Source organism: uncultured Oxalicibacterium sp., assembly GCF_913776015.1.
In the GTDB taxonomy this organism is placed as follows: domain Bacteria; phylum Pseudomonadota; class Gammaproteobacteria; order Burkholderiales; family Burkholderiaceae_D; genus Oxalicibacterium.
In genome coordinates this window covers 1-25,786 of record NZ_CAJYMD010000064.1, presented here as the reverse complement: position 1 = coordinate 25,786, position 25,786 = coordinate 1, and the positions used below count along the sequence as shown (strand labels likewise).

25 protein-coding genes are annotated in these 25,786 nt (G+C 56.7%); 16 read left to right on the top strand and 9 right to left on the bottom strand.

Annotated features, from left to right (window positions below; translation table 11 throughout):
• Positions 1–266 precede the first annotated feature (266 nt).
• From QZ725_RS10880 to QZ725_RS10870, 3 genes are all read left to right on the top strand, one after another.
• Complete coding sequence (locus tag QZ725_RS10880; protein WP_293779418.1) at positions 267–704, top strand: carboxymuconolactone decarboxylase family protein; 438 nt, start codon at positions 267–269, stop codon at positions 702–704.
• A 158-nt stretch (positions 705–862) separates the two neighbouring features.
• Positions 863–1,210, top strand: a complete 348-nt coding sequence (locus QZ725_RS10875; protein WP_366774143.1) for a GNAT family N-acetyltransferase — start codon at positions 863–865, stop codon at positions 1,208–1,210.
• Between the two features lie 11 nt (positions 1,211–1,221).
• The gene (locus tag QZ725_RS10870) at positions 1,222–1,833 is read left to right on the top strand and encodes an NAD(P)H-dependent oxidoreductase (protein WP_293779415.1); all 612 of its coding nucleotides are present in this window, start codon (positions 1,222–1,224) and stop codon (positions 1,831–1,833) included.
• A 30-nt stretch (positions 1,834–1,863) separates the two neighbouring features.
• Here QZ725_RS10870 and QZ725_RS10865 read toward each other — a convergent pair whose 3' ends face one another.
• Positions 1,864–2,772 (bottom strand): DUF6279 family lipoprotein, encoded by a 909-nt coding sequence (locus QZ725_RS10865; RefSeq protein WP_293779413.1) that lies wholly within the window; start codon positions 2,770–2,772, stop codon positions 1,864–1,866.
• Between the two features lie 18 nt (positions 2,773–2,790).
• Between QZ725_RS10865 and glmU the strand changes: the two genes are divergently transcribed.
• The gene (glmU, locus tag QZ725_RS10860) at positions 2,791–4,161 is read left to right on the top strand and encodes a bifunctional UDP-N-acetylglucosamine diphosphorylase/glucosamine-1-phosphate N-acetyltransferase GlmU (RefSeq protein WP_293779411.1); all 1,371 of its coding nucleotides are present in this window, start codon (positions 2,791–2,793) and stop codon (positions 4,159–4,161) included.
• Between the two features lie 95 nt (positions 4,162–4,256).
• Here the strand turns inward: glmU and QZ725_RS10855 are convergent, their stop codons facing one another.
• Positions 4,257–5,432, bottom strand: coding sequence for an MFS transporter (locus QZ725_RS10855; RefSeq protein WP_293779409.1), 1,176 nt, complete (start codon positions 5,430–5,432; stop codon positions 4,257–4,259).
• A gap of 123 nt (positions 5,433–5,555) precedes the next feature.
• Between QZ725_RS10855 and QZ725_RS10850 the strand changes: the two genes are divergently transcribed.
• Positions 5,556–6,428 carry a LysR family transcriptional regulator gene (locus tag QZ725_RS10850; RefSeq protein WP_293779407.1) on the top strand — a complete coding sequence of 291 codons (873 nt, stop codon included), beginning with the start codon at positions 5,556–5,558 and terminating at the stop codon, positions 6,426–6,428.
• Positions 6,429–6,479: 51 nt separating this feature from the next.
• Here the strand turns inward: QZ725_RS10850 and QZ725_RS10845 are convergent, their stop codons facing one another.
• The gene (locus QZ725_RS10845) at positions 6,480–6,962 is read right to left on the bottom strand and encodes an Lrp/AsnC family transcriptional regulator (RefSeq protein ID WP_293779405.1); all 483 of its coding nucleotides are present in this window, start codon (positions 6,960–6,962) and stop codon (positions 6,480–6,482) included.
• Positions 6,963–7,103: 141 nt separating this feature from the next.
• Here QZ725_RS10845 and glmS point away from each other — a divergent pair, with 141 nt between their 5' ends.
• A complete protein-coding gene (gene glmS, locus QZ725_RS10840) occupies positions 7,104–8,921 on the top strand; it encodes a glutamine--fructose-6-phosphate transaminase (isomerizing) (protein WP_293779404.1) in 1,818 nt (605 codons plus the stop codon).
• 81 nt (positions 8,922–9,002) lie between these two features.
• Here glmS and QZ725_RS10835 read toward each other — a convergent pair whose 3' ends face one another.
• The 3 genes from QZ725_RS10835 to QZ725_RS10825 all read right to left on the bottom strand — a co-directional run bounded on the left by QZ725_RS10835 (position 9,003) and on the right by QZ725_RS10825 (position 12,950).
• On the bottom strand, positions 9,003–9,983 hold the full coding sequence (locus QZ725_RS10835; RefSeq protein ID WP_293779403.1) for a chemotaxis protein: 981 nt from the start codon (positions 9,981–9,983) through the stop codon (positions 9,003–9,005).
• 69 nt (positions 9,984–10,052) lie between these two features.
• Positions 10,053–11,768, bottom strand: coding sequence for a methyl-accepting chemotaxis protein (locus QZ725_RS10830; protein ID WP_293779401.1), 1,716 nt, complete (start codon positions 11,766–11,768; stop codon positions 10,053–10,055).
• Between the two features lie 150 nt (positions 11,769–11,918).
• Entirely contained in the window at positions 11,919–12,950 is a 1,032-nt protein-coding gene (locus QZ725_RS10825) for an HD domain-containing phosphohydrolase (RefSeq protein WP_293779399.1), read from the bottom strand.
• A 218-nt stretch (positions 12,951–13,168) separates the two neighbouring features.
• Here QZ725_RS10825 and QZ725_RS10820 point away from each other — a divergent pair, with 218 nt between their 5' ends.
• The 6 genes from QZ725_RS10820 (at position 13,169) to QZ725_RS10795 (ending at position 19,075) form a co-directional block, all read left to right on the top strand.
• A complete protein-coding gene (locus QZ725_RS10820; RefSeq protein WP_293779397.1) occupies positions 13,169–13,774 on the top strand; it encodes an excisionase family DNA-binding protein in 606 nt (201 codons plus the stop codon).
• A 30-nt stretch (positions 13,775–13,804) separates the two neighbouring features.
• Positions 13,805–15,526, top strand: a complete 1,722-nt coding sequence (locus QZ725_RS10815; protein ID WP_293779395.1) for an ATP-binding protein — start codon at positions 13,805–13,807, stop codon at positions 15,524–15,526.
• Between the two features lie 27 nt (positions 15,527–15,553).
• The gene (locus QZ725_RS10810; protein ID WP_293779393.1) at positions 15,554–15,931 is read left to right on the top strand and encodes an Hpt domain-containing protein; all 378 of its coding nucleotides are present in this window, start codon (positions 15,554–15,556) and stop codon (positions 15,929–15,931) included.
• Entirely contained in the window at positions 15,928–18,117 is a 2,190-nt protein-coding gene (locus QZ725_RS10805) for an ATP-binding protein (protein WP_293779391.1), read from the top strand. The genes QZ725_RS10810 and QZ725_RS10805 overlap by 4 nt, the downstream gene beginning before the upstream one ends.
• 44 nt (positions 18,118–18,161) lie before the next feature.
• On the top strand, positions 18,162–18,404 hold the full coding sequence (locus QZ725_RS10800) for a hypothetical protein (RefSeq protein ID WP_293779389.1): 243 nt from the start codon (positions 18,162–18,164) through the stop codon (positions 18,402–18,404).
• Between the two features lie 212 nt (positions 18,405–18,616).
• Positions 18,617–19,075 carry a hemerythrin domain-containing protein gene (locus QZ725_RS10795; protein ID WP_293779387.1) on the top strand — a complete coding sequence of 153 codons (459 nt, stop codon included), beginning with the start codon at positions 18,617–18,619 and terminating at the stop codon, positions 19,073–19,075.
• An 11-nt stretch (positions 19,076–19,086) separates the two neighbouring features.
• Here the strand turns inward: QZ725_RS10795 and QZ725_RS10790 are convergent, their stop codons facing one another.
• Positions 19,087–19,467, bottom strand: coding sequence for a response regulator (locus QZ725_RS10790; protein ID WP_293779385.1), 381 nt, complete (start codon positions 19,465–19,467; stop codon positions 19,087–19,089).
• Between the two features lie 221 nt (positions 19,468–19,688).
• On the opposite strand from QZ725_RS10790, the gene QZ725_RS10785 reads away from it, so the two are divergent.
• Entirely contained in the window at positions 19,689–21,170 is a 1,482-nt protein-coding gene (locus QZ725_RS10785; RefSeq protein ID WP_293779383.1) for an ATPase domain-containing protein, read from the top strand.
• On the top strand, positions 21,170–21,526 hold the full coding sequence (locus QZ725_RS10780) for a response regulator (RefSeq protein ID WP_293779381.1): 357 nt from the start codon (positions 21,170–21,172) through the stop codon (positions 21,524–21,526). The genes QZ725_RS10785 and QZ725_RS10780 overlap by 1 nt, the downstream gene beginning before the upstream one ends.
• Positions 21,527–21,573: 47 nt before the next feature.
• Here QZ725_RS10780 and QZ725_RS10775 read toward each other — a convergent pair whose 3' ends face one another.
• Together QZ725_RS10775 and QZ725_RS10770 are read right to left on the bottom strand one after the other, a co-directional pair.
• A complete protein-coding gene (locus tag QZ725_RS10775) occupies positions 21,574–23,871 on the bottom strand; it encodes a DEAD/DEAH box helicase (protein WP_293779379.1) in 2,298 nt (765 codons plus the stop codon).
• A gap of 209 nt (positions 23,872–24,080) precedes the next feature.
• Positions 24,081–24,740 carry a DUF2076 family protein gene (locus tag QZ725_RS10770; RefSeq protein ID WP_293779377.1) on the bottom strand — a complete coding sequence of 220 codons (660 nt, stop codon included), beginning with the start codon at positions 24,738–24,740 and terminating at the stop codon, positions 24,081–24,083.
• Between the two features lie 190 nt (positions 24,741–24,930).
• Between QZ725_RS10770 and sugE the strand changes: the two genes are divergently transcribed.
• Together sugE and QZ725_RS10760 are read left to right on the top strand one after the other, a co-directional pair.
• Positions 24,931–25,245, top strand: a complete 315-nt coding sequence (gene sugE / locus QZ725_RS10765; RefSeq protein ID WP_293779375.1) for a quaternary ammonium compound efflux SMR transporter SugE — start codon at positions 24,931–24,933, stop codon at positions 25,243–25,245.
• A gap of 89 nt (positions 25,246–25,334) precedes the next feature.
• Positions 25,335–25,786: sugar O-acetyltransferase (locus QZ725_RS10760; protein WP_293779373.1), on the top strand; the 452-nt coding region annotated here is incomplete at its 3' end.

Sequence of the window (25,786 nt, the reverse complement as noted above, 5' to 3'; positions counted from 1 at the left end):
GCCGGTACGCGCTCGCCGGCACGCAGATGCCCCTGCTCGATCGCTGTCTTGAATCGCTTACAAATCTGCAGGTACATCGGTGCACTCAATGCGCGATCGACTTGCAGAGCAAGCACCGAGGTCGTGGCTTTACCGGTAGCTGCCTTTTTCATGGCCTAGTCCTTTTTGCATTTCTTGGCTCTTCTGACTCGACCAAGATCTTCGCATACTACGGATCAATGCAACGCCACTTCTTTTCCATTCACCACTTGCCCAAGGAGATTCACATGCAAACCCGTCTCGACTTCTACAACGCGCATCCTGCCATCACCAAGGTCATGCTGGCTGTCGAAAACCAGATTGCCAAAGGCAAATTGGACATTCTGCTGAAAGAGCTGGTCCGGCTGCGTGCCTCGCAAATCAACGGCTGTGCATTTTGCCTCGACATGCACGTAACGGAAGCTACCAACGCAGGCGAATCCGCACGCCGCCTGGCCACCGTCGCAGCTTGGCGCGAAACCCCGTTTTTCAGCGAACGTGAGCGTGCCGCATTGGAATGGACCGAATCGCTAACGCTCGTTTCGCAGAATCACGTACCGGATGCGGTCTGGGATGCAGTACGTCCGCACTTTACCGATGAGGAACTCGTCGAACTTACCGCTTTGGTAAGCGCCATCAACATGTGGAATCGCTTTGCGATTGCGTTCCGCAAAATGCCAGAGTAAGCCATGCGCAACCGTATCAAACGTTCTCTCATGACAATGCTGACTAAGACACTGTGCTGGATGAGAGGGTGCGTATGTCACCCATAAATCTCCGGCCTGTCGACAGCGATGTCGATCTCCATGCCTCGTTCGCTATCATGCAGCAGTTGCGCCCACACTTGACCGATCCCGCCGCCTACATCGTGCGGCTGGCGCACCAGCGCACCCAAGGCTATCGGTTGCTGGGCGCTTGGCTAGGTCATGAGATCGTCGGGCTTGCCGGCTACCGGCTGCAAGATAATCTGCTGTATGACCGTTTCGTGTATGTCGATGATCTGGTGATCGAAGTCGCGCATCAGCGTCGGGGAATCGGCGAGAAATTGCTGCAGGCGGTCAGGCAACAGGCCGTTGCGCTACAGTGCAAACATCTGGTGCTCGATACCGGCCTGCACATGGCGCTCGCGCAACGTTTTTATTTTCGCCAGGCATTGCTTGCACGAGGTATGCACTTCGTCGAGCCACTTTGATCGGATCATGCATGACAAGCCTCTTGTTATTGAACAGCGGACCTCACGGCGATGCCAGCCATGGCTACCAGCTAGCCAGGAACGTCATCGCCAGCGCCGGCATTCCGGATACGCACATTACCGAGCGCGATCTGATCCGCACACCGATTCCACCAATCGGGCGCGATTACGCGCTGGCCATCACGAGTAACGCTGCGCACGATGCGAGTGAACTGGCATGGTCGGAATGTTTGATTACGGAACTGGAACAGCATGACATGCTGTTTATCGTCACCCCCATGCACAATTTCACGGTACCCGCTGCGTTGAAGCTATGGCTTGATTATGTCATTCGGATACATCGCAGCTTCAAGCCGACGCCAGAAGGCAAAGTAGGGGTGATACAGGACAGGCCGACGTTCGTACTTGTCAGCTCAGGAGGCTGTCACACGGGCGAGCGTGCCAGACAAGAAGATTTTCTGACGCCCTATCTGCGCTATGCGCTGGCATCCATCGGCATTCGGAACGTGCATTTCACGCTGTTGCAAGGACTGGCATTCGGTCCCGATGCCGTATCGACCGCCGTTGATCAGGCGAGGTGCGCACTGCAACAAATGCTTTCGCACACCCTGACAACGCGTTGAGCAGCAAAGAGCGACGTCCGTCGTTGCCACTTAGGAAGCAGCCTTGGCCGACAGCCGATTGAAATCGGTAATCCAGTCCTGCACTACGTTGACGAAATGCGACTGCTGCTGCGGGGTAGCCATACGCATCATCGCGGCGACAAGCGCAGCATTGGCCTTGGTTGTCGCCTCGTAGAACTGTCGATGGCGCTGCACACCGAAGTATTCGCTGGTCGCGCGCGCATAGGCATTGATGCGTCGTATGGTTTCTTCCTTGGATGGCTTTTCGGCATGGATTTTCTGAAGGAGTGCGATCAACGCTTCTTGCCGCTTCTCGCGCACCTCAAAGACCAATTCGTTATCGAGCGGACGGGCATCCGACAACAGACGCAGCTCCGCTTCTTGCTCGCGACTGAAACGACCGAACCAGTATTCGGCCTGCTTCATCATCTTCTTGAAACGGAATTCTTGACGCTGCTCACGACTGCCGCTCAGGTATTCCTTGCGGAACTTGGCATTGTTCTTGTCGAGCTTTTCTTCGATGTTGGCAATCTGTTCCGCATTCAGCGACAAGGCCAGATCGGCCAACTCGGGCGCAGCACGCTCGCTAAAGGTCTGCACGCGTTTCTTGCCATCTTCGAAATCGGCCAGTAATTGCTCGGCAGTCACCGCCGATAGATCACGCCGTTGAATTCGCGAAGCCAGATCGACATAACCGCGTAATTGTGTGCTGCGCTGCCAGGAGAACAAATCATCGATATGGCGCTTGACCCAGGGCTTTTGCTCGCCCTCGAAATCGATATAGCTGTCGAGCCACCAGTAGGTCACGGTGGCACCATTATTGAAGCCGAGTCGCGCTGCACTGCAAGCACTCAGCAATACGACACAAGCCGCCAGAATGAGCAGCCGCCACGAAAAGCCGCGTTCGTGCGTGATAGGGCGCGTGATAGTATTTTGCATTCTCTTCATTGGCCTTTTATGAATATCGTCATCCTCGCCGCCGGCATGGGAAAACGCATGCAATCGGCGCTACCCAAAGTCCTGCATCCTCTCGCCGGCAAACCCCTACTTGCTCATGTCATCGAGACCGCTCGCCAGTTATCGCCCACGCGTTTGTGCGTGATCTACGGCCACGGCGGCGATCAGGTGCCGCAAGCGATGCAAGCAAACGACCTCGCCTTCGCCAAGCAGGAACCGCAACTCGGTACTGGCCACGCCGTCGCCCAAGCCGTGCCGCAACTGGATGACAGCGTACCGACCTTGATTCTCTACGGCGATGTACCACTAACCACGGCCACGTCGCTGCAACGTCTGTTGGACACGGCTGGTGCTGAAAAGTTGGGCATCCTCACCGTCAACCTCGACGACCCAACCGGCTACGGGCGCATCGTGCGTGCAGGCGATAACCACACCGGCGACATCTGCCGCATCGTCGAACAGAAAGATGCCAGCGAAACCGAAAAAAACATCCGCGAGGTCAATACCGGCATCATGGTTGCGCCAACGCCAGCGCTGAAGAAATGGCTTTCCAAGCTGTCCAACAACAATGCGCAAGGCGAGTACTACCTGACCGATATCGTCGCTGCTGCCGTCGCCGATGGCGTGCCTGTCGTGTCGGCACAGCCTGACCATGTTTGGGAAACCCACGGCGTCAACAGCAAGGTGCAACTGGCCGAACTGGAACGCGTGCATCAACGCAATCTCGCACATCGCCTGCTGGAACAAGGCGTGACACTGGCGGATCCAGCCCGCATCGATATTCGAGGCACGCTGACCTGCGGACGCGATGTCAGTATCGATGTCGGCTGCGTGTTCGAAGGCGATGTCGTACTGGCAGATGGCGTGCGTATCGATGCATATTGTGTGATCAGTGCATCCCGCATCGGTGCGCAAGCGCACGTTCGCCCTTACTCGCATTTCGAGAATGCCGATGTCGGGCCGGAGTGCATCATCGGCCCATTTGCACGCCTGCGTCCCGGTACCGTGCTAGCAGAAGACGTTCACATCGGCAATTTCGTCGAAGTGAAAAACAGCGAGATTGCTGCGCACAGCAAGGCCAATCACCTGACCTATGTCGGCGATTCGACGGTCGGTTCGCGCGTCAATCTCGGCGCCGGCACCATTACCTGCAACTACGATGGCGTCAACAAGTCCCGCACGATCATTGAAGACGATGTGTTCGTCGGCAGTGCGACACAACTGATCGCGCCGATCCGCGTCGGCAAGGGTGCAACGCTGGGGGCCGGCACGACGCTGACCAAGGATGCTCCGGCCGACAAACTGACGGTTTCACGTGCCAAGCAGGTCACAGTGGATAGCTGGCAACGGCCGGTCAAGCAAAAGAAATAAATGCGCAAAACATTATGAAAAACGGGCCTTAATGGCCCGTTTTTTTATTGAATCAGTATCGCATCAACGTCAGCGAGACCAAGCTTGCCGTGCACTTATGCAGATTGCGGTTGTGGCACATAGCGACGTCCGTAATACAGTTGCACACCGATCGCCAGCAGGCTCAGCACGCCGCCCATGATGCAGACGCCGGGCCACTGCCAATGTACCCAGGCCAGGTTGCCGGCAACCGATCCCAGTCCTCCGCCAAGAAAACGCGTGACGTTGTACACCGTATTCAAACGGCCAAGCGCCTCTTTGTTCAATGCAAAGTTGCGCGTCATGTTGGAAACGTGGCCCGACTGCATACCAAGATCCAGAATCACCACCCCCACGGCAATGCCGAGCAAGCCGTAACCGATGAACCCGAAAGCAATATAGGCGATCACGAAAGCAATACTACTGAGCATGACGGTCAGGCGCGGACTGGTACGGTCCGATAACTTACCCGCATACGGGGCCATCAGCGCCCCCAGCACACCGACCAGACCAAACGCGCCAGCGACATCGCTACCGTACTGCGACGGCAGATTGTGCAGATGGAACACCAGCGTGGTCCAGAAGGCGCTGAAGGCTGCAAATTGCAAAGCTGCCACCAGCGACGTTTCGCGCAGAACAGGCTGCGTACGAATCAATTCGTGCAGCGAACGCATCAACGCAACATAACTGCCCTTGAACGTCGGTGGACCTTGCGGCAGCGTACGGCCAAGCACGAAGTACAGCACTACCATTATGCCGGCGGCGATCCAGTACATCGCTTGCCAGCCCAGATGCGCGCCGACGAATCCGGCAATCGTGCGCGACAGCAGAATCCCCGTCAGCAAACCGCCCATGACGATGCCGACGACACTGCCGCGCTCCTTGGGATCGGCCAGTTGGGCAGCAAACGGCGTCACCAGTTGCGGCACCACGCAGGTAAATCCCACCACGAAACCCGCCACGATCAACCAATGAATCGAAGGCGACAGCGCCGTCGCCACCAGCGCGCAGATGGCGGCAAGGATCAGCAGCCGGATCATGCGTTTGCGCTCGAACATGTCGCTCAGCGGCAAAAATACCAGCATGCCGAAGGCATAACCGAACTGCGTCAGCGCTGCTACTGGTCCAACCGCCTTTTCCGTCACGCCAAAAGTATGGGCAAATTCGACCAGCAAGGGCTGGTTGTAGTAATTGTTGGCGACGACCAGCCCACCTGTCAGCGCCATGATCCAGACCGTTGAACGTTGCAACATCGTGCTGCCCCTCTTGTTGAAAGTAGAGCCAGTCTAGTGAACGTCAATTCATAAGAAAAATACTATATTTATCTGAAGCCCATACTTAGAAAGTATGATGGAAACTCATTACAGGAGTCCTGCATGGATTTGCGCCAGCTACGCTACTTCATGGCAATCGTCGAGGAAGGTCAGATCAGCCGCGCTGCACGTCGTCTGCACATGGCACAACCGCCACTGAGCCTGCAGTTGAAGATGCTGGAAGAAGAACTTGGCACGCAACTAATCGAGCGCAACAACAAGCGGCTACGGCTGACCGAAGCCGGCCATGCGCTTTATCAGCGCGCCGAGCAGATTCTCGGCCTCGTCAGCACGACTGCCAAAGAGATTCGGGAACTCGACCAGGGCATGCGCGGCACCCTCGGCATCGGCAGTCCGCCGGGCATCGGCCACTTGACCATGCCACCACGCATCGCAGCATTCCATGCAAGCTACCCGGAAGTCACTTTTCAGTGGCGCGAAGGCAACACCTTCCGCGTGCTGGAGCTGTTGAACGCCCATGTCATCGAAGTCGGCATCGTGCGCCTGCCCGTTGACGACACCTTGTACGCCATCAAGCCAATGGTCACGGAACCGTGGGTCGCCGTAGTGCGCGCAACGACTGAAAGCGCCCGGCCTACGCACATCGCCTTGCGCGAACTGGCACTGCAACCGCTCTTGTTGATGCAGCGCCAGCAAGGCATCTTCTGGCACGACATGGTGTGGGATGCCTTGCGTGCCGCAGATGTCGAACCGACCGTGTTCTGCGAAAGCGACAACGTCATGGCCTTGCTGACGCTGGTCGAACTGGGACTGGGTGCGGCCATCGTGCCGCGCTCGGCCGCCGCACTCAAATCCGGCCCGCAACTGCACACGATGGAGATCAGCGACTGCACGCTGGAATCCGATGTCGCCATCATCTGGCTCAAGAATCAGCGGCTGTCTGCAGCGGCACAGGCTTTTCTGGAGATGTTTTAACGCCATCCGACAGGATGGAAAAACGTGACATAGACGGCTGGACGTTGAACATCAAACCGCAATCCGCGTCTCGAACTTGCTGCGGTGAATGGAAAAGAAACTCTTCACATTGCGCACATTCGCATGTGCCGCAAACAGCCGATGCACCAGCGCGTTGTAAGCAGGCATATCTGCCACTTGCACCATCAACACAAAATCCGGCCCCGGCGAGACACGATAGCACTGCAGCACGGCAGGCTCATCGGCGACCAGTTTTTCGAATTCGGTTTGTCGTTCGGCGGCCTGGTTGTCGAGCGTGATTTCGACAATCGCCGTCAAACGCGCACCGACTTTTTGCGGCGCGACGATCGCCACCTGCTTTTCAATCACGCCGAGCTCGACCAACCGCTTGACACGTCGCAGGCAAGTGGGTGCTGAGGCATGCACCGCCTGCGCCAGATCGGCATTGGTCTGCGCCGCATCCATTTGCAAGACATTGAGGATGCGGCGATCGAGATCGTCCAGCAAATTCAATTCATCAACAGATTCATCCATTTTTATCACTTAAATGAATTTTTATTTCACATCTAAACAGTAATGCAATATTAATTCATAAATTAAAATTATTTGAAAACTTATTCCACAATAAGTGGAATAGGATGACGGCTTCATTAGCAACGCTACAAAAGGCCCACCATGTGCGGTATCGTCGGCGCAGTCGCGCAACGCAACATCACTCCCATTCTTGTTGAGGGCCTCAAACGCCTCGAATACCGCGGCTACGATTCCTGCGGCGTTGCCTTGCACGTGGATGGCAAGCTCGAACGCTCACGCAGTACGGCACGGGTGGCCGAACTGGAAAAACAGGTCGCCGAAGCCCACCTCGAAGGTTTTACCGGCATTGCCCACACGCGTTGGGCCACCCACGGTGCGCCGGCTTCGCATAATGCGCATCCGCATTTTTCGCGTGGCCGCATTGCGCTCGTGCATAACGGCATCATCGAAAACCATGACGAGTTGCGCGACGAACTGCGCGCTGCCGGCTACGAATTCGAAAGCCAGACCGATACTGAAGTCATCGCCCATCTGGTCGATCATCTGTACACCGGCGATCTGTTCGACACCGTGCAACTGGCGACGAAGCGTCTGACCGGCGCATTCGCGATTGCCGTGTTCGCACGCGACGAACCGCACCGCGTCGTTGGCGCACGTCGCGGTTCGCCGTTGATCGTCGGCATCGGCAATGGCGAAAACTTCCTCGCGTCGGATGCGCTAGCGCTGGCCGGCACCACCAACCAGATCATCTACCTGGAAGAAGGCGATGTCGTCGATCTGCAAATGCAGCGCATCTGGATTGTGGACGCGAATGGCAAACAGGTCGAACGCGAAGTGAAAACCGTGCACGCGCATACCGGCGCGGTCGAACTCGGCCCGTACCGCCATTACATGCAGAAAGAAATTTTCGAGCAGCCGCGCGCGATCGCCGACACGCTCGAAGGCGTCGAAAGCATCACGCCCGACATTTTCGGCGACAAGGCATACGGCATTTTCAAGAAGATCGATTCAGTGTTGATCCTCGCCTGCGGCACCAGCTATTACTCAGGCATGACGGCCAAATACTGGATCGAAGCGATTGCCGGTGTACGCGTCGATGTCGAAATCGCCAGCGAATATCGCTATCGGGACAGCGTGCCGAATCCGAATGCGCTGGTCGTCACCATCTCGCAAAGCGGTGAAACCGCCGACACGCTGGCTGCGTTGCGGCATGCGCAATCGCAAGGCATGCTCAACACGCTGACGATCTGCAATGCCGCCACAAGTGCGATGGTGCGCGAATGCGCGCTAGCCTACATCACGCGCGCGGGCGTCGAAGTCGGCGTTGCCTCAACCAAGGCATTCACCACGCAACTGGCCGCCCTGTTCCTGCTGACGTTGACGCTGGCGCAAGTAAAAGGTCGCTTGTCGGAAGAAAAGGAAGTCGGCTTCCTCAAGGACATGCGTCACCTGCCGGCGGCGATTTCCGCCGTCCTGGCGCTGGAACCGCAAATCATCGCCTGGGCCGAAGCCTTCGCCCGCAAGGAAAACGCGCTCTTTCTCGGTCGCGGCCTGCACTATCCGATTGCCCTCGAAGGCGCGCTCAAGCTCAAGGAAATTTCATACATACACGCCGAAGCCTACCCGGCTGGCGAACTCAAGCATGGCCCGCTGGCACTGGTGACGGAAGAAATGCCGGTCGTCACCGTCGCGCCTGCCGACTCGATGATCGAAAAGCTCAAGTCCAACATGCAGGAAGTCCGGGCACGCGGCGGCGAACTTTATGTTTTTGCCGACGGTGATTCGCGCATCACGACCAGCGAAGGCGTGCATGTGATCCGCATGCCGGAACACTACGGCTTGCTGTCGCCGATCCTGCATGTGGTGCCGTTGCAATTGCTGGCGTATCACACGGCACTAGCGCGCGGTACGGATGTGGACAAGCCGCGCAATCTGGCCAAATCGGTCACGGTCGAATAAGACAGCCGGCAATAAAAAAGCCATTCTGCTCTTGCGAGCGGAATGGCAAACCACCTGCTACTACCAGTCGAAGCACAGGTGTCAGGGAAGCGAAGCCGGTGTGCGACCCAGCACTTGATGAATGGTTTTGGCCAGCTCGGCTGGTGCGAATTTGGCGACATATCCATCTGCCCCCACACTGCGCACATGATCTTCGTTTGCCGATCCCGACAACGAAGAATGAATCACGACCGGAATGCGACTGAAGCGGCTATCGCTCTTGATGTTGCGGGTGAGCGTGAAACCATCCATCTCCGGCATCTCCAGATCGGTCAACATCAAGGCAACCTTGTCCGCGATATGTTTTCCCTCTTGCTCGGCTTCCTGCGCTAGCGATTGCAGGCGCTCCCACGCTTCACGACCGCTGTTACTCATGACGTAAGGAATGCCCAGTTCTTCGAGACTGTTCTGAATCAGCATGCGCGCGACCTTGGAATCGTCGGCAGCCAGCACCACGGTCCCAGGCTTGAGCGTGGCAGCACAAGTCTTGATGACATCATCTTCCAGCGTTGGCGCAACTGGCGTAACCATACTCAGAATCTGTTCCACATCGAGCACTTGTACGAGTTTGCCGCCTTCCGCCTTGTCGTCGAGCCGCGCAATGCTGGTAACCAGATTACCGCCCGCCCGGGATTCGGCAGACAACACCTGCGACCAGTCGAGCCGCACGATTTCCTCGACAGATTCGACCGCAAACGCCTGCGTGTGCCGTGCGAATTCGGTGATAAGCAGGATGTTGAGGCCTGACTTCGGCTTGCATCCTGCTACCGCAGGCAGATCAATCACGGGAATGATCTGCCCTCGAATGCTGATCATGCCCAACATCGGCGACACCGTGCCGGCGGCAACCGTGATCGGCATCATCGGAACGATCTCGCGAATCTTGAAGACGTTGATGCCAAACAGTTCCGGCGGTGCGTCGTTGGCAAGATCCGGACTACCCAAGCGGAACAGCAAAAGCTCGAACTTGTTGCTGCTGGTCAGATTGGTTCTTTCATCAACTTCTTTCTGGAAGGTATCCATGAAGCGTCTCTCACGAAAATGAATCGTTTATCGGTGTCGGACCTCTGCGGGCCCTGTCTTGCACAATACCTAGAATTGTTCCCACTCGCCATCAAGACTTGCACCGGCAACAGCCATGTTGCGTGGCACGCGGGGAACCGCAGGTGGGGACTGGGTAGTGGGTCGGGAAGCAACCGGTTTGCGTCGTGCCGCAGCAACAGCCGTCCTAACGGAGGAAGCTCCCGGCGATACGTGCGTTGTCGCCTGAGCATCCAGTTGGAAAACGCCGACAGTCTGCGTCAGGCGATCCGCCTGCTCCTGCAGGGATTGGGCCGCCGCCGCAGCTTGTTCGACCAAGGCCGCGTTCTGCTGCGTGGTTTCATCCATTTGCGTGATGGCCAGATTAATTTGTTCGATGCCTTCGCTCTGCTCCCGACTCGCCGCCGTGATTTCTGCGACGACATCCGTCACGCGCTTGACGCTCGCCACGACGTCCTGCATGGTGACGCCCGCCTCTGCAACCAGGCGGCTGCCGTTGTCTACCTTGTCGACCGACGCATCAATCAGGCTCTTGATTTCCTTGGCTGCGGCCGCGCTGCGCTGCGCGAGATTGCGCACCTCGGAGGCGACCACAGCGAAGCCACGCCCTTGTTCGCCGGCGCGCGCCGCTTCGACAGCAGCATTGAGAGCGAGGATATTGGTTTGGAAAGCGATGCCATCGATCACTGCAATAATGTCGACGATGCGCCGCGAGGCATCGTTGATTTCCGTCATGGTGTTCACCACCTGCCCCACCACCTCACCGCCACGCCCAGCAACTTCCGAGGCAGACATTGCGAGCGTATTGGCCTGCGCGGCGTTGTCGGCATTCTGTTTGACCGTTGAAGTCAACTCCTCCATTGCCGAAGCAGTCTCTTCCAGCGCGCCCGCCTGCTGCTCGGTACGGGAGGACAGGTCCAAATTACCGCTGGCAATCTCGCCAGATGCGGTATTGATGGTGTCGGTACTGATACGGACTTCACTGACAATACGATGAAGGTTGTCGCTCATCGCTTTCAAGGCCGTGAGCAAACTGCCCGTCTCATCCCTGGACGTATTGTGGATGCGAACAGTGAGATTGCCCGCAGCCACGGCACTGGCAATCCTGACGGCATCGTTGAGCGGCCGTGTAATGGACCGTGTGATGATGAAGGCGCATCCGACGGCAAACAAAACGGCAAGACCGGATAAGGCCAACATCAGATTGATCGAAGAGCGGGAAGCATGTCGCCCCTTTTCCACGCTCTGGTCCATCAGCATGGCCTGATAATCGACCATGTTTTTGAAAGCAGTAAAGTACTTGTCCTGCGCTGGCACCACTTCAGAAAAGAGATAGTCCGTGGCTTCGGATTTCTTTTGCTGGTGAATCAACTCCATCAAGTGCTGTCGGCGCGGCCCGTAGTCCGACCGCGCCTCTTTCAGTCGCTGCATCGCAGCCACACCGCCAGCCGAATGCACAATCTTTTCCAATTCGGTTAGATACTCGGAAACCTTTTGCGAACTGTGCTCCGCCTCAGCCAGGAAGCGGTCCGCTTCTGCAACATTGCGCGCCAACATCGCGCTACGCAGTGCACGCGCCGTGGTATTGACTTGATCGCTGATCTGCGACGTCATTGCTACCTTGTGATAGCGGTCACTGACGATCTCTTCGTTGATGTCCGACATCGTCAACAAATCTCGGATGCCAATCGCAGCGATGAGGCACATCGCCGCAATCAGAACAGCAAAACACATTGCCAGTCGAATACTGATTTTTAGATTCTTCATTTTTGTCTCTCATGTCTCGCACAACTGATCAAACAGCCTCAATACGATATGTGTACGTCATCCTACGCAATAAAAATACCAATTTAAATGAATATAACAATATTTGACGTTTTTATTAATTTTGGCCGTATCCACCTCAACCTTGGCCCATTAATCCAGATGCGCATCCCGGATATAGCGCACAGCCACCAAGTCGCGCTTGAATGCCGCCACGCACGCAGGATCGAAATGTGTCCCGGCACCCTGCTGCATCCATTCCAGTGCCTGCTCCTGACTCCAGGCGGGCTTATAGGGCCGGATTGATGTCAGCGCATCAAATACATCCGCTACCGCAACAATGCGTCCGCCCAGAGGAATGTCTTCGCCCTTCAGTCCGGCCGGATACCCTGTACCGTCAAATTTTTCGTGATGCGACAATGCGATTTGTGCGGCTCGCTGCATCAATGGCGAGCGCGCATCCTTGAGCAAGGCAGCGCCAATAACCGGATGGGTACGCATGATCGCCATTTCCTCATCCGTCAACTTGCCCGGCTTATGAAGGATGTGATCCGGAATCCCGATCTTGCCAACATCGTGCAGTGGAGCCGCCCGAAAAATCAGATCCTGCTCCTCTTCCGAAAGCCCGAGATTGCGGGCAATCAAACGGGCGTAGTGCGCCATACGCTGCAAGTGCGCCCCTGTTTCCGGGTCGCGGTAACCGGCGGCGGCAGTCAGCCGCGTGACCAGCTCTTGCGCCAGCGTCCGCGCCTCTTCCGAGGCTATTGCAACGTCGTGCATAAGGGCATCGGCGCGCTCGGCCTGCTGGCGCTGCGAGCGACGCAAGGCCAGCATGTTGGCGACGCGCGCCCGCAGTTCGAGCTTGTTCACCGGTTTGGTCATGAAATCATTGGCACTCAGCAGGAGCGCCTCGTGCCGGACTGTCAGTTGCGCATCGGCGGTCACCATGATCACAGGCACATGATCATCGCCATACAGTTGGCGAAACTGCTGCAGAAAATTCAGTCCATCCATCTTCGGCATCATGTAATCAAGCAGCAATACGTCGACCTGATGCGAGGCGCACCAGTCCAGCGCCTTTTCAGGATCGGACTCCTCGATCAGCGTCGCCTCGGGAATTCCTTCCAAGAGATGTGAAAACAGTGCGAGATTGGTGCGATCATCATCAACGATCAGAACATTCATGAGGTCTCTCCCCTTGTTATGCGCGTACGTAACCGGGCACGCACCGTCGATGGATTCACCTATCCATCGCACGTCGAATCAAGCATTCTGAAGACACACAACTTGGCTCGAATTTTCACCACAATAAATGATTTTAACGATTTAAACAAATTAAATATTAAATTTCCCAATTCTATTTTTTGCGCTAGAATTCAATCAACCCATGAAAAAGGCGCACTATGAGAAGCACAGCAGAGGTATGCACAACGCAGGAAGCCGCTCAGTTGCTCGGCATTTCCGTCACGTCGGTACAACAACTGGTGGAATCGGGGGTGATCGAGGCGTGGAAAACCAAAGGCGGCCATCGCCGGATTCCGCTGGAAGCGGTACAGGCTTATAGAGCCACGCCGGCAGCGGGTGCCAGCCAGGCCGAAAGACAATCAGCGCATCGCAAAACCGCGATTCTGGTAGTGGAAGACAACCAGATGCAGCGCGACATTTATGCCAAGAAGATCGCTTCCTGGGATTTGCCGGCAACCACGACCTTTTGCGAAAACGGCTATCAGGCATTGGTCGAGATCGCCACCCACAAACCGGACATCGTCTTGGCAGACATCGTCATGGAAGGACTGGATGGTTACGAAGTCATCAATACCATCCTCGGTTATCCGGCCCTGGCCGATGTGAATATCGCGATTCTTTCCAGCCTCTCGGAAAAGGACCTGGAAGCGCGCGGCGGCATTCCGGAAGGCGTCGTGTTCTTTCGCAAACCCGTCAATTACGACGAACTGTGCGGTTATCTGCGCGCCTGCTGCGCACAGAAAGCCCGTCAGGCACGTAGTTAACGGCCAAGCCGTCATCCGGCCACCGCGATCATGCAAGCGTCCACAACCAGCGACCATCCCGAAGAAACGGGCGTCCGCGCGGCGTGGCAACGATGGCTGGGGCGTATCCAGGAAGTCGATACCCGCCTGTTTCTTGTCGCCTTCGCGGCGAGCCTGATTGCCGGCCTCTGGGTATTGACGCTGCAACAACTTCGTCATGCAGAACAGGATGAAATGCGGCATGCCGAACGCGATGCCGTGAGTTTTGCCCGCCTGTTCAAGGAGCACGCCACGCGCACGATCGAATCAGCCGATCAGGCGACCGTGTATTTGCGCCATCGCTTCAATACTGCCGGCATGAATCTGGATGTCATGCGCGACCTGCAGGACGGCCTGACGCCTGATGGCATCTATAACCTGTTCACCATCACGGACCGCAAGGGCGACGTGGTCTTTTCCAGCCAGCCGTTCACACCCGTCAATCTCGCCGATCGCGAACACATTCGCGTGCATATGGAATCCGACAAAGTCGGCCTGTTCATCAGCAAACCGGTTTTGGGGCGCGTTTCCAAGAAATGGTCGCTGCAAATGACGCGTCGCATCAGCTATCCGGATGGCTCATTCAAGGGCGTCGTGGTCGCCTCTATGAATCCGCAATACTTCATGGAGGTCTACAAGGAAATCGACATAGGCCAACAGGGATCGATTTCTCTGATCGGCATGGACGGCGTCATTCGCGTGCGGCAGGTCGGCAATCATGACAATCCGGATCAGGATGTGTCCTTCGGACAGGATGTATCCCAAAGCCCCGTCTTCAAGGCGGCGCAGAACAATGCGCACGGGTTGATACGCACACAAAGCGTGGTCGATGGCCGCGACCGCTTGTACGCCTTCGAAAAACTCCAGCAATATCCGCTTTACGTCGTGGTCGGCATCGATCTGGAGGAGCGGCTCCAGTCTTATTCGCAGATTCGTGCCCAGTCAATGCTACTGTCGGGCTTGGCGACGATCGTCATCGTACTGGCTACTATCGGGCTCATCCTTCTAATCGGTCGATTGATGGCCAGTCGGCAGGATGCGCTCGTCGCGCTGCGCGCAAAGCGGCACTTTCTTTCGAATATGTCGCATGAGTTCCGGACGCCGCTAGGCGGCATTCTCGGGTACTCCGAAACCTTGATGGAAGATTTCGCCGATACGCGCCACGGACTATTCGCCAAGGCAATTCATCAAAGCGGTCAGCGACTCTTGCGCATGGTCGACTCGCTACTCGAAGTGAGCATGCTGCGGTCGGGAGAAGCCAGAATTCAACTCAGCGACGAGAAAATCGCCGATATCGTCATGAGCGCCATCAGCCGCCACAGCGCTGCCGCGATCGACAAGCACCTCAAACTCTCGGCCGACATTCGGGAAAACGTTCCTGCCGTTGTACATTGTGATCGCGCCAAGCTGATACAGATTCTCGACAAACTGCTCGACAATGCGATCCGTTTTACCGATCACGGCAGTATCACGCTGCGTCTTGAATGGCAAAACGATGAATTGGCCTTTCATATTATTGACACCGGACGCGGCATTCCCTTTGCGGCACAAAAACGAATATTCGAAAAATTCTCGCAGGTCGATGATTCGCCAGCACGCCGCAATGATGGTGCCGGCCTTGGGCTGACAATCGCCACCTTGCTCATCGAACTGATGAACGGTCGTATTTCCGTGCAATCGACGCCAGATCAAGGCAGCACCTTCAGCTTCGTCCTGCCGCTCCAAAAAGCTTAAGCAGTTCTCTTTCTTGCCGAGGCCATCATGATGACGCCAACATCCCAACATACTGATCCCCGTGTCCTCCTGCATGCGCTTGATCAGGATATCGACGCCTTTATCTCTCTTTCCAACACGTTCCTCGACATCACACCGCCCATGCTGGATCGATTACAGGCCGCTGTCGCTGCAAGTCAGCCTGCGGAGATTGCACTGGAGAGTCATACTCTCAAGAACACACTGGCCCTGGTCGGCGCAAAAGCGCTGGCCAACTGCCTGCAGGAAATCGAGATACGCGCACATCAAGGTATCGCCAACGGTTACGGCGACCTGATAAAAAACCTGCCGGAACAGATACAGCAAGTGCAGCAAGAAGTGCGCGATCACATTCGTCATTACACGCTGCAAGGAAAACAGTCATGACAGATACCGTCGCGCTGAACGACGATACGCCATGCGATGCAACGTACCCCAAGGCGTCGCGCACCGTCGTGCTGATCGGCATCGGACTGATCAGCATGCTGTTCGCATCCACCTTCTTGGCAGGCTGGGCACTTTATCAGTGGGCGCTCGACGACTGGCAGGAAGACATCGACCAGCTCTCGCTGGTGATTGCCGAGAGCACGGCACAGGCAATGGCATCGACACAGCTCGTCACCAATGACATTGCGCAGACGGTCGATGCGGCAGACATCCGCAGTATCGATGCGCTGCATCGCACCTTCACGTCGAGCGCCACTTCACAAATGTTGAAGGACAAGATCGGCGGACTACGCCAGGTCGCAGCGATCTCGATTTTTGATGCAAATGGCGACAACGTCGTTTCCAGCCGCGGCTTTCCGGCACCCGTATCGTGGGTCGGGGATCGAGACTATTTTCTGCATCATCGTGTCAACAACGATGGCACCCTGTTTTACAGTGAACCCGTGCGTAATCGGGCCAATGATGCGTGGACCTTCTACGTATCAAGACGACTCAACGATAGTAACGGTAACTTTATTGGCATGGTGGTCACCGCGGTCGCCTGTGATTTCTTCATCGATTTCTTCAAGACCATCGGACTCGAGAAACATGTTTCGATGTCGCTGACAACCGGTAGCGGCCGGCTGATCAGCGCATGGCCGTTGCAACCGGGCGAAATCGGCACCAAGGTTCCCCTCCGTGTTTCCAACGGTAGTCTGCTGGACGCCGCCCCGATGTTGGCGACCAATACGACGATACGCGACGCGCCTTTGCATCTGGAAGTCGGCATCTCCGAACATGGCTTTCTCGCAGACTGGCTACGCACGATTCGTCTGTTGGGCCTGATTGCTTTCATTGGTCTGATTTCCATCGTCGTCGCACTCTGGCTCGTGTTGTCCGTACTCAAGCGCCGGGAACGCCATGCACAAACGATCGCCGCACTCAAGTTACAGGCAGACAAAGCCAGCGAGGCGAAATCCAACTTTCTGGCCATGGTCAGCCACGAAATCCGCACGCCCATGAATGGCATTCTCGGCATTTCCGAATTGATGCTGGACACGCCTCTGGATGCCACGCAACGCACGTATGCGCAAAGCATTCATGGCAGTGCCGCCGATCTCATGCGCATCATTAATGAAGTACTGGATTTTTCGAAAATCGAGTCTGGCCGCATGCAGATCGAGATCACCTCATTCTCGCCAACTGACCTGGTCGACGATGTCGTCACTCTGCATCGCGCCACCGCTGCAAAGAAAGGGCTCGCACTGGAAGTCGCGCCCGATGTCGACTTACCGGCCCTCACTACGGGCGACGCCGCCCATGTGCGCCAGATACTGGGCAATCTGCTCAACAACGCCATCAAGTTCACGGAGTCTGGCAGCGTCACCGTGCGTTACGGCTTTCGCCAAGGACGGAAAGGCGCCGACTACGGCTTGCTGTGGTTCGACGTAAAAGACACCGGAATCGGTATCGATCCAACTATCGTATCCAGCCTGTTCCAACCCTTCACGCAGGCTGACACGTCCATCAGTCGCAAGTACGGCGGCACTGGTCTGGGGCTCTCGATCTGCAAGCGGCTTGCGGAATTGATGGGCGGACGCATCTGGTGCGAGAGTGAACCCGGCAAGGGCACGACCTTCTCTTTCGAAATCCCGAGTGCCCGGATGGCCGCCACAAGTGCATCCACAACACGTGAGCCCGAGGCAGAACCTGCCCAAGCGGCGCCATCGCTTATTGTGGAGGCGGCGGCAAGTCGTCCGCAGCGCATTTTGGTTGCGGAAGATACCCCGATCAATATGCAACTGGCACGACTGCTGATCTCCAAAAAAGGCCATATGATCGAAGAAGTGGAAAATGGGCAGCAAGCGCTCCAGGCGTTGCAACGCGAGCGCTTCGATCTGGTATTGATGGATTGCATGATGCCGACCATGGATGGTTATGAAGCCACACGACTATGGCGTCAGCAGGAAGAAGCCGACGGCTTGCCGCGCACACCCATCATCGCGCTAACCGCGAGCGCCATTGAGGGTGACCGTCAACGTTGCCTGGATGCCGGGATGGACGATTATCTTTCCAAGCCCTTTAATGCGGCCAGCTTCCACGCCATGCTGGATCGTTGGACAATCAACCGCCCGCCTGAAAAATAGCCGGCGCATTCTCTTTCAAACAGCTTTCGTAACAGGAGACTATCGTGGGACACGCCAGCATTACCGACCTCGCCCGCTATCGCATTGACCATCTGCAAGCACTTGAATACGCCATCCGCAGTTCGATCACAGTACGCGAAGATCAGGATGAAGCCGCCCTGCCACAGCACCTGGAGGAAGGCGCGCATTACGGCATTCACGTGGAAGCCGACATGACGAAGGGAGAATTGTTGAATAGTGTGCAAACGGTATTACGGGCAGTCCAGAGCCAAAAGAAAAATCCCTGATTCGCCGGTGACGCATGCTTCGGAGGGATTGCCTGCACAGAGTGTAACTGTCCCCCTCTTCTCGCTCCGGCAACCCGCACTGGCACTACATTTCGGCCTGTTTAGCCTTCGCCGAATGTGCGAAATAGCACCGATATATCTCACATCCCTCGCTAGGATGCTGGCATCGCTACCTCTCTGTCAGGTAGCCGTTTGCTTAGCGAGGACAAGCCATGCCAGAGAATATTTACGACGCCCTGCGCGCCAGCCATGAAGTTCAACGTACCTTGTGCCGCAAGATGTTGCGCGCCTCCCCAAAGGGCGACACGCGCAAAATGTTGTGCAAGGAATTGGCCGATGAACTGGCCGCACACGCCGCGGCCGAAGAGCGCTTCCTTTATGTACCAATGCTGATGGACGATATGGGGCTCGATCCTTCACGCCACGCCTTGTCCGAACACCACAAGATCGATGAAGCAGTCGAGGATCTGGAAAAGCTCGATCCATCGGGTGACGCATGGCTGACGCAGGCCAAGGCTCTCTCCAAACTCGTACATCACCACCTGAAAGAAGAGGAGAAAAAGTTCTTTCAGGTATCGGGCAAGATCTTGAGCGATACCCAGAAAACGCGTTTGGCGGCGCAGTATCGCAAGGATTACAAGCGTATGCTGGGCACGCTGGCGACTAGCTGAACGGTTGCAGATTAACGAACCACTCGCACTGGCGAATGGTTCGTTTGGCGGGAGACAGCGGTAAATGTGTCCAGCAGTTTGGCAAGCTCCACCGGCTTGGTGATCATGCGGTCTATCGGAGCATCGGTAGGCACGTTGACTGCCGCCGTCATGAGGATGAAGGGGATATCGGCCGTTGCGCGGTCGCCCTTGAGTCGGCGGCATAAAGCAACACCATCCATACCAGGCATCATGAAATCGGAAAGAATCAAATCAGGGCGCCGTTGCTCAAGACACGCAATTGCCTGGGTCCCGTCGTACGCGACCATGACGGCGAAGCCGCTCATTTCCAGCATGAGGCTCAGCACGTCTACCGCATCCCGCTCGTCATCGACAATCAATACTGTTTTCATGCGCCCTCTTCCCCATTTGCACATGCTCGCATGCCAGATCGGGAAAAGATGTAGGCATACCGGTAAAAATGCTGTGAGAAAAGCTGAAATTCGCTCAGTCGCCATGCGGCGCCTGCCCCGCCTGAAGAGTGCGATGCATGCCGCAGTGTGCTATGTTGCATACCTTGCATTTTTTCCACCGATATCCGTAATTCATCAGTGCTCTTCACGCCCAGGTACTTATGGCCAACGAAAACAAACCCCGTGACGCCGCCGAGATGACGATCGGCGATCGACAGACCCCCAACCGCATTCGTCTGATGAAGACCGGCATCGCCGGTTTTGACGAAATTCTTGGCGGCGGCCTTCCCATGCACAGCCTCTATTTGATTCAGGGGCTGGCGGGAAGCGGCAAGACCACGCTCGCCTGTCAGATGGGTTTTGCCCATGCGAAGGCTGGTGAGAAAGTGCTGATCCTCACGCTGATTGCAGAATCACATGCGAAGATGATCAATCACTTCAGCAACTTCGGTTTTTACGACGAGTCGCTGATTGGCAATCGCATCCTGTTTCATGGCGCCTATCCCAGTCTGGCCAAGGGTGGCCTGCGCGAATTGCTCAAACTGATTACGGGCTCCCTATCGGAACAGAAACCCGACATCCTGATCGTCGACGGTTTCCGCTCGATTCGCAATTCGAGTCCGTCCGATCTGGATCTGTCCGAATTCATGCATTCGCTCAATTCGCTCGTGGCATCGATGGGTTGCACGACCTTCCTGCTGTCGCCGATCGAAGGCAATGTGCCGGATTCGGAAAACACGTTGGTCGACGGCTTGATCGAATTGAGCCAGCATGAACAAGGCATGCGACTGGTGCGAGAGATCAAGGTATTCAAGATGCGCGGTGCAAATCACCTGCTGGGCAAGCATGCCTTCGAAGTCTGCACCGAGGGCATCGTCATGTATCCGCGTCTGGAAACGATTGTCGGCCATCGCAATGCGCCACCACCGGCTTCCAGCGAATATATCGGAACCGGCATTCCCAGCTGGGATCGCGCTATTGGCGGCGGCATCGTGCGCGCGTCGGTCACCAACTTGCTAGGCAGCCCGGGCGTGGGGAAAACCTCGATGGGCCTGCATTTCATTGATCAGGGTTTGAAGAACGGCGAACCGGGCTTGATTGTCGGCTTCTACGAATCGCCACAGCGACTGATCGAAAAAGCCCGTCGGATCGGGATTGATCTCGCCAGCCCTGCGGCGCGCGGTCAGCTCGACATCATGTGGCAGTTACCGCTTGAAGTATTGCTCGATGAACTCGCCGGTCGCATCCTGGAAACGGTACGTCAGCGCGGCGTGAAACGCCTCTTCATCGATGGCGTGGAAGGCCTGCGGCACATTGCGATGCATACCGAACGTACACCGGCATTCCTGGTTGCGCTGCTCAACGAATTGCGCATTCTCGACGTCACCACGTTCGTCACCGAGCAACTACCCTACTTCAAGGAAACCAGTTGCCGCAACAACTCGTCGGCATCGGCGCTCTATGAAAACATCATGCTGCTCGAATTCGTCGAGCACAACGATGTGCACTATCGCCAGATTTCTGTCATGAAACTGCGTGAAAACGGCTATGACAATGCGAACCACCTGATGATCATTTCCGATCAGGGCGTGTCGGTGGATGGCTATATTTCAGAAATCAAGAAGAAACTGCGGTCTAGCTGATGAAACTCATCCTGATCGTTGACGACGAGATCGACATCATCGATACCTTCAGCATGCTGTTTGAGGTGCATGGGTACGATGTCATCGCTGCGTCCAACGGCCGCGATGCATTGGCATTACTGGACGACCGCACACCCGATCTGATTATTTCCGACTGCATGATGCCGATCATGGATGGCGTCACCTTCCGTCGCCACGTGCAGCAATCTCCTCGGCTGGCGGCGTTACCCTTCATCCTGATGAGCGCCGCACCCGATCGCCACGATCTGTCGAGCATCACGGTCAATCAATTCCTGAAGAAACCCTTCCAGTTCGACGAACTGATCGCTATCGTAAAAAAAATGGTACCTGTCTGACAGGCACCATTTTTATTTACAGCTTATCTACGGTGTTATTTTCCGACTCACTTGCGGCCGCGCGGGGCCGGTTTGCGCTTGTCGTACTTGTCAGCCTTGCCACGTGCACCATCTGCGTTGTCTCTCACACGCGTTGTACTCTTGGGCGGCGTCACTTCCTGAGGGCGGGTTTCGGAACGGCTAAGGCGCAACTTCTGGCCTGACACCACGACATCCTGCAACTGACGGAATACCTCGGGCGGCATGCCTTGTGGCAGATCAAGCAGACTGTAATCGTCGAAGATTTCGATACGGCCGATGTGCTTCGCCTCCAGACCAACTTCATTGGCAAGCGCACCGACGATGTTGGCGGGCTTCACGCGATGCTGATGACCGACTTCGATGCGGTAGCCATCCATGGACGGACCGCTGCTTTTCTTGCGTGTGTCGCGTTGCTTGGCCGTCTGCGTCTCTTCAGCCTCATCGATATCCGATTCCGACATATTGCGGTCGCGCTTGCGCGGCGCATGTTCTTCGCGCATTTCGCGGCTCAGGCGATCCAGTGACGGCGCAGACCCGCGCTCCGCTTGCCTTGGCTTGGCTGCTGCAGGCGCTGTACCCTCGCGCGTGATCTGCAGTTGCTGGCCGGCGACCCATACTTTCTTCAGATGAGCGAGCAAGTCATCGGGCATGTTCTGCGGCAGATCAAGCGTGCTGTAGTCCTCATAAATCTCGATGCGGCCGATATGCTTGGCATCCATTTGCGCCTCATTCGCGATCGCACCGACAATGTTGCCAGGCTTGACGCCGTGGTTGTGGCCGACTTCGATACGGAAGGTTTCCATGCCTTCATCCGGCGCACGCTCGATGCGTTCCTTGCGCGGCATGGCCGGACGCTCTGCGCGCTCTGTCCGATCGAATCGTTCCGGACGCTCAAATCGTTCGGTGCGTTCAAAACGCTCGGGACGCTCACCACGTTCACGCTCGAAGCGTGCGGCGGGTGCAGCACGTTCTGTCATGGGGGCACGTTCGCGCGTTTCACTTTTCTTATCGATCAGCAGCGGTACGTCGCCACGCGCGATCTTTGCGAGCGCAGCGGCAATCTCGCTGGCCGGCACGTTGTGTTCGCGCTCGTAATCCTCGACCAGCGACTGGAACAACTCCAGTTCGCCAGCCGCGATAGTGTCAGTAATCTGCTGCTTGAATCGTGCGATACGCACATCATTCACATCCTGCACGCTTGGCAACGTCAGTGGCGATACCGGCTGGCGCGTGGCGCGCTCGATCATCTTGAGCAGATTGCGTTCGCGTGGGGCGATGAAGAGGATGGCTTCACCGCTGCGGCCGGCACGGCCAGTACGACCAATGCGGTGCGTGTAACTTTCCGGATCGTAAGGCACATCGTAGTTGATGACGTGGCTGATGCGTTCCACATCCAGCCCGCGTGCCGCCACATCGGTCGCCACCAGAATGTCGATCTTGCCATCCTTGAGCTGCTGGATCGTGCGTTCGCGCTGTTGCTGCTGCATGTCGCCATTGATGGCGGTGGCCGAAAAGCCGCGCGCCTGCAATTTTTCGGCGAGCTCTTCGGTACCGATCTTGGTGCGCGCGAAGATGATCATGCCGTCGAACGGCTCCGCTTCTAGGATGCGGGTCAGTGCATCGAGCTTGTGCATGCCGCTGACCAGCCAGTAGCGCTGGCGGATGTTTTCCGCCGTGCCGGTTTTCGCTTCGACGGTCACCAGTTCAGGGTCGCGCAGATAAGTGGTGGCAATGCGCTTGATGGCCGACGGCATCGTCGCCGAGAACAGCGCCGTCTGGCGTTCTGCCGGCGTACTTTGCAGAATCGTTTCCACATCGTCGATAAAGCCCATGCGCAACATTTCATCGGCTTCGTCGAGCACCAGCGTTTTCAGTTTCGATAGATCGAGCGAGCCTTTTTCGATATGGTCGATCACACGGCCGGGCGTACCGACCACCACGTGTACGCCACGACGCAGGGCGCTGAGCTGTACACCGTAGCTCTGGCCACCGTAGATCGGCAATACATGGAAACCCGGCAGGTAATGCGCATAGGTCTGGAACGCTTCGGCCACCTGAATTGCGAGTTCGCGCGTCGGTGCCAGCACCAGTGCCTGAGGCGCGGTCTGGCGCATATCCAGACGCGCCAGAATCGGCAAGGCAAACGCCGCCGTCTTGCCGGTGCCGGTTTGTGCCTGACCGAGCACATCACGGTTTTGCAGTAAAAGGGGGATGGTCGCTGCCTGAATCGGCGACGGACGTTCGTAACCCAACTCCCCCAGTTCGCGCAGCAAAGGCTCGCTCAAGTGAAGATCGGAAAACAGGGGGGAGGAAGATGCAGACATGTGGAATCACCAAAAGAAGCAGCCCGCGAATGCGAGCCATACCCCGCAGTTTACTCTGCGGGCACAGCCAGCGCTTGATTATCCGCACTGCATTCGCACACGAACAACGATATGGCGTAGATCGTGTGCCGTGCAAACCGTAATTGCCGATAAACAACCCACAAGAAAAAAGCGGCCCGCAGGCCGCTCCTAGAACGAGGACGTATCTTTTATATGTCGTCAAACCCACCGCCATCATCTCCGCCGCCAAACCAGCTACCAAACCCACCGTCATCGGCTCGCTCCGTACTTGCCGCCGTCGAATCAGCACCGGCGCCGCTTTGATCGGAAGTACTCTCGGTTTTGGCATCCTTGCCGGCCGCGTCGGCGGCATGTGCATTGTTGGCACCGAACATATTGCCTAGCATGGAACCCAACAGTACGCCGCCGGTAACGCCAAGCGCGGTTTGTGCCGCACCCGCCAGGAAACCGCCGCCGGCACTGTTGCCAAACTGGCTGGCGCCAGCCGGTTGCTGTGGCGCGTAGTTAGGCGTGGCAGGCGCAGTGCGCCCGAACCCTTCATTGCCGAATCCGCTTCCTGTCGCGCTAGACGGTGGATTGGTTGCCGTATTGCTGCTGCGCAACGGCGTACCGGCGGCCGACAGTTCCTCGTCCTTGGGCGACGTGGCAGCTTGATCCTGCCGCACATTCTTCAACGCCTGCTCCTGCACGATCACGGTCTGCGCCAGATAGTAGGCCGCTGCCGGATTGGCGCGCAGATGTTCGGCAATTACGCGTTCGGCTTCGGCGTCGCGCGGTGCGCCTTGACGTTCCACCTCTGCCACGCGTTGAAACACGGCATCGATTGCCTCGCGGTCCTGCTGGTTCATGGTGTTCTCCTATTGTTATGGATGAGCTGTTCGGGTTGGACAACCGTGCCGCCAGTCGTTCATCTAGCGGGGTTTCCCCGTCGACAAATGCACTGTTTTGGTGAGATTGCTATAATTTGGGGCGACGGGGACGACCCCGCCTTGTTTGACTATATCCGGGACGACCCGCCTCTTTTCAAGGAGTGTCATCATGGCCTGGATCTATCTCGTCATCGCCGGTTTACTTGAAATTGGCTGGGTTTATTCCATGAAGCAGTCGGAAGGTTTTTCACGACTCGCCCCCAGCATCGTCACCCTCGTTCTCATGACCGCCAGCTTCGGCCTGCTTGCCGCCGCCATGCGCCACCTGCCGATGGGTACGGCCTACGCCGTCTGGACCGGTATCGGTGCCGTCGGCGCATTCACGGTCGGTATTCTGGTATTGGGAGAAAGCGCCAGCCTCATGCGCATCATGGCTGCCGCCTTCATCGTCTGCGGCATCGTGCTCATGAAACTCGCGAGCTGAGCGGCCGGGGCCGGGATGCCGCCAACGTCAAGGAACCATCTATCGAAAATGCGTCCTTATCGATAACCACCATCGATAAGGAGAAACGCATGTCGCACGACAACCCCACCGATACCCGCAGCCAACTGGAAAGAATGCAGTCCGGCGATCTATACACCGCCGACGATGAAGAACTGGCTGCCGAACAGCGACGCGCCTATCTGTTGATGCGCGAGTTCGACACGCAATACGCCGTCAGTATCGAAGCCGGTAACAAGGTATTGGAAAAACTGCTCGGCAGCATCGGCACCAACGTCAACATTCGCCCGCCGCTCTACATCGACTACGGCCGCTTCATCCACATCGGTGACGACACTTTCGTCAACTACGGCCTCGTCGCGCTTGACGTCGCCCCCATCACCATTGGCCGCAACGTCAAGATCGGCACCAACGTACAACTGCTGACACCGACGCATCCGGTCGAACCGGAACTACGCTGGAAAAGACTGGAAGCCGCCAAACCCATCGTCATCGGCGACAACGTCTGGATCGGCAGCGGCGC

Coding starts and splice junctions, on each gene's coding strand:
- QZ725_RS10785 (WP_293779383.1), top strand. CDS start 19,689: ATGGCCAACGAAAACAAACCCCGTGACGCCGCCGAGATGACGATCGGC.
- QZ725_RS10870 (WP_293779415.1), top strand. CDS start 1,222: ATGACAAGCCTCTTGTTATTGAACAGCGGACCTCACGGCGATGCCAGC.
- QZ725_RS10805 (WP_293779391.1), top strand. CDS start 15,928: ATGACAGATACCGTCGCGCTGAACGACGATACGCCATGCGATGCAACG.
- QZ725_RS10825 (WP_293779399.1), bottom strand. CDS start 12,950: ATGAATGTTCTGATCGTTGATGATGATCGCACCAATCTCGCACTGTTT.
- QZ725_RS10780 (WP_293779381.1), top strand. CDS start 21,170: ATGAAACTCATCCTGATCGTTGACGACGAGATCGACATCATCGATACC.
- QZ725_RS10835 (WP_293779403.1), bottom strand. CDS start 9,983: ATGGATACCTTCCAGAAAGAAGTTGATGAAAGAACCAATCTGACCAGC.
- QZ725_RS10880 (WP_293779418.1), top strand. CDS start 267: ATGCAAACCCGTCTCGACTTCTACAACGCGCATCCTGCCATCACCAAG.
- QZ725_RS10865 (WP_293779413.1), bottom strand. CDS start 2,772: ATGCAAAATACTATCACGCGCCCTATCACGCACGAACGCGGCTTTTCG.
- QZ725_RS10850 (WP_293779407.1), top strand. CDS start 5,556: ATGGATTTGCGCCAGCTACGCTACTTCATGGCAATCGTCGAGGAAGGT.
- sugE (WP_293779375.1), top strand. CDS start 24,931: ATGGCCTGGATCTATCTCGTCATCGCCGGTTTACTTGAAATTGGCTGG.
- QZ725_RS10830 (WP_293779401.1), bottom strand. CDS start 11,768: ATGAAGAATCTAAAAATCAGTATTCGACTGGCAATGTGTTTTGCTGTT.
- QZ725_RS10815 (WP_293779395.1), top strand. CDS start 13,805: ATGCAAGCGTCCACAACCAGCGACCATCCCGAAGAAACGGGCGTCCGC.
- QZ725_RS10820 (WP_293779397.1), top strand. CDS start 13,169: ATGAGAAGCACAGCAGAGGTATGCACAACGCAGGAAGCCGCTCAGTTG.
- QZ725_RS10795 (WP_293779387.1), top strand. CDS start 18,617: ATGCCAGAGAATATTTACGACGCCCTGCGCGCCAGCCATGAAGTTCAA.
- QZ725_RS10770 (WP_293779377.1), bottom strand. CDS start 24,740: ATGAACCAGCAGGACCGCGAGGCAATCGATGCCGTGTTTCAACGCGTG.
- QZ725_RS10790 (WP_293779385.1), bottom strand. CDS start 19,467: ATGAAAACAGTATTGATTGTCGATGACGAGCGGGATGCGGTAGACGTG.
- QZ725_RS10775 (WP_293779379.1), bottom strand. CDS start 23,871: ATGTCTGCATCTTCCTCCCCCCTGTTTTCCGATCTTCACTTGAGCGAG.
- glmU (WP_293779411.1), top strand. CDS start 2,791: ATGAATATCGTCATCCTCGCCGCCGGCATGGGAAAACGCATGCAATCG.
- QZ725_RS10845 (WP_293779405.1), bottom strand. CDS start 6,962: ATGGATGAATCTGTTGATGAATTGAATTTGCTGGACGATCTCGATCGC.
- glmS (WP_293779404.1), top strand. CDS start 7,104: ATGTGCGGTATCGTCGGCGCAGTCGCGCAACGCAACATCACTCCCATT.
- QZ725_RS10810 (WP_293779393.1), top strand. CDS start 15,554: ATGATGACGCCAACATCCCAACATACTGATCCCCGTGTCCTCCTGCAT.
- QZ725_RS10855 (WP_293779409.1), bottom strand. CDS start 5,432: ATGTTGCAACGTTCAACGGTCTGGATCATGGCGCTGACAGGTGGGCTG.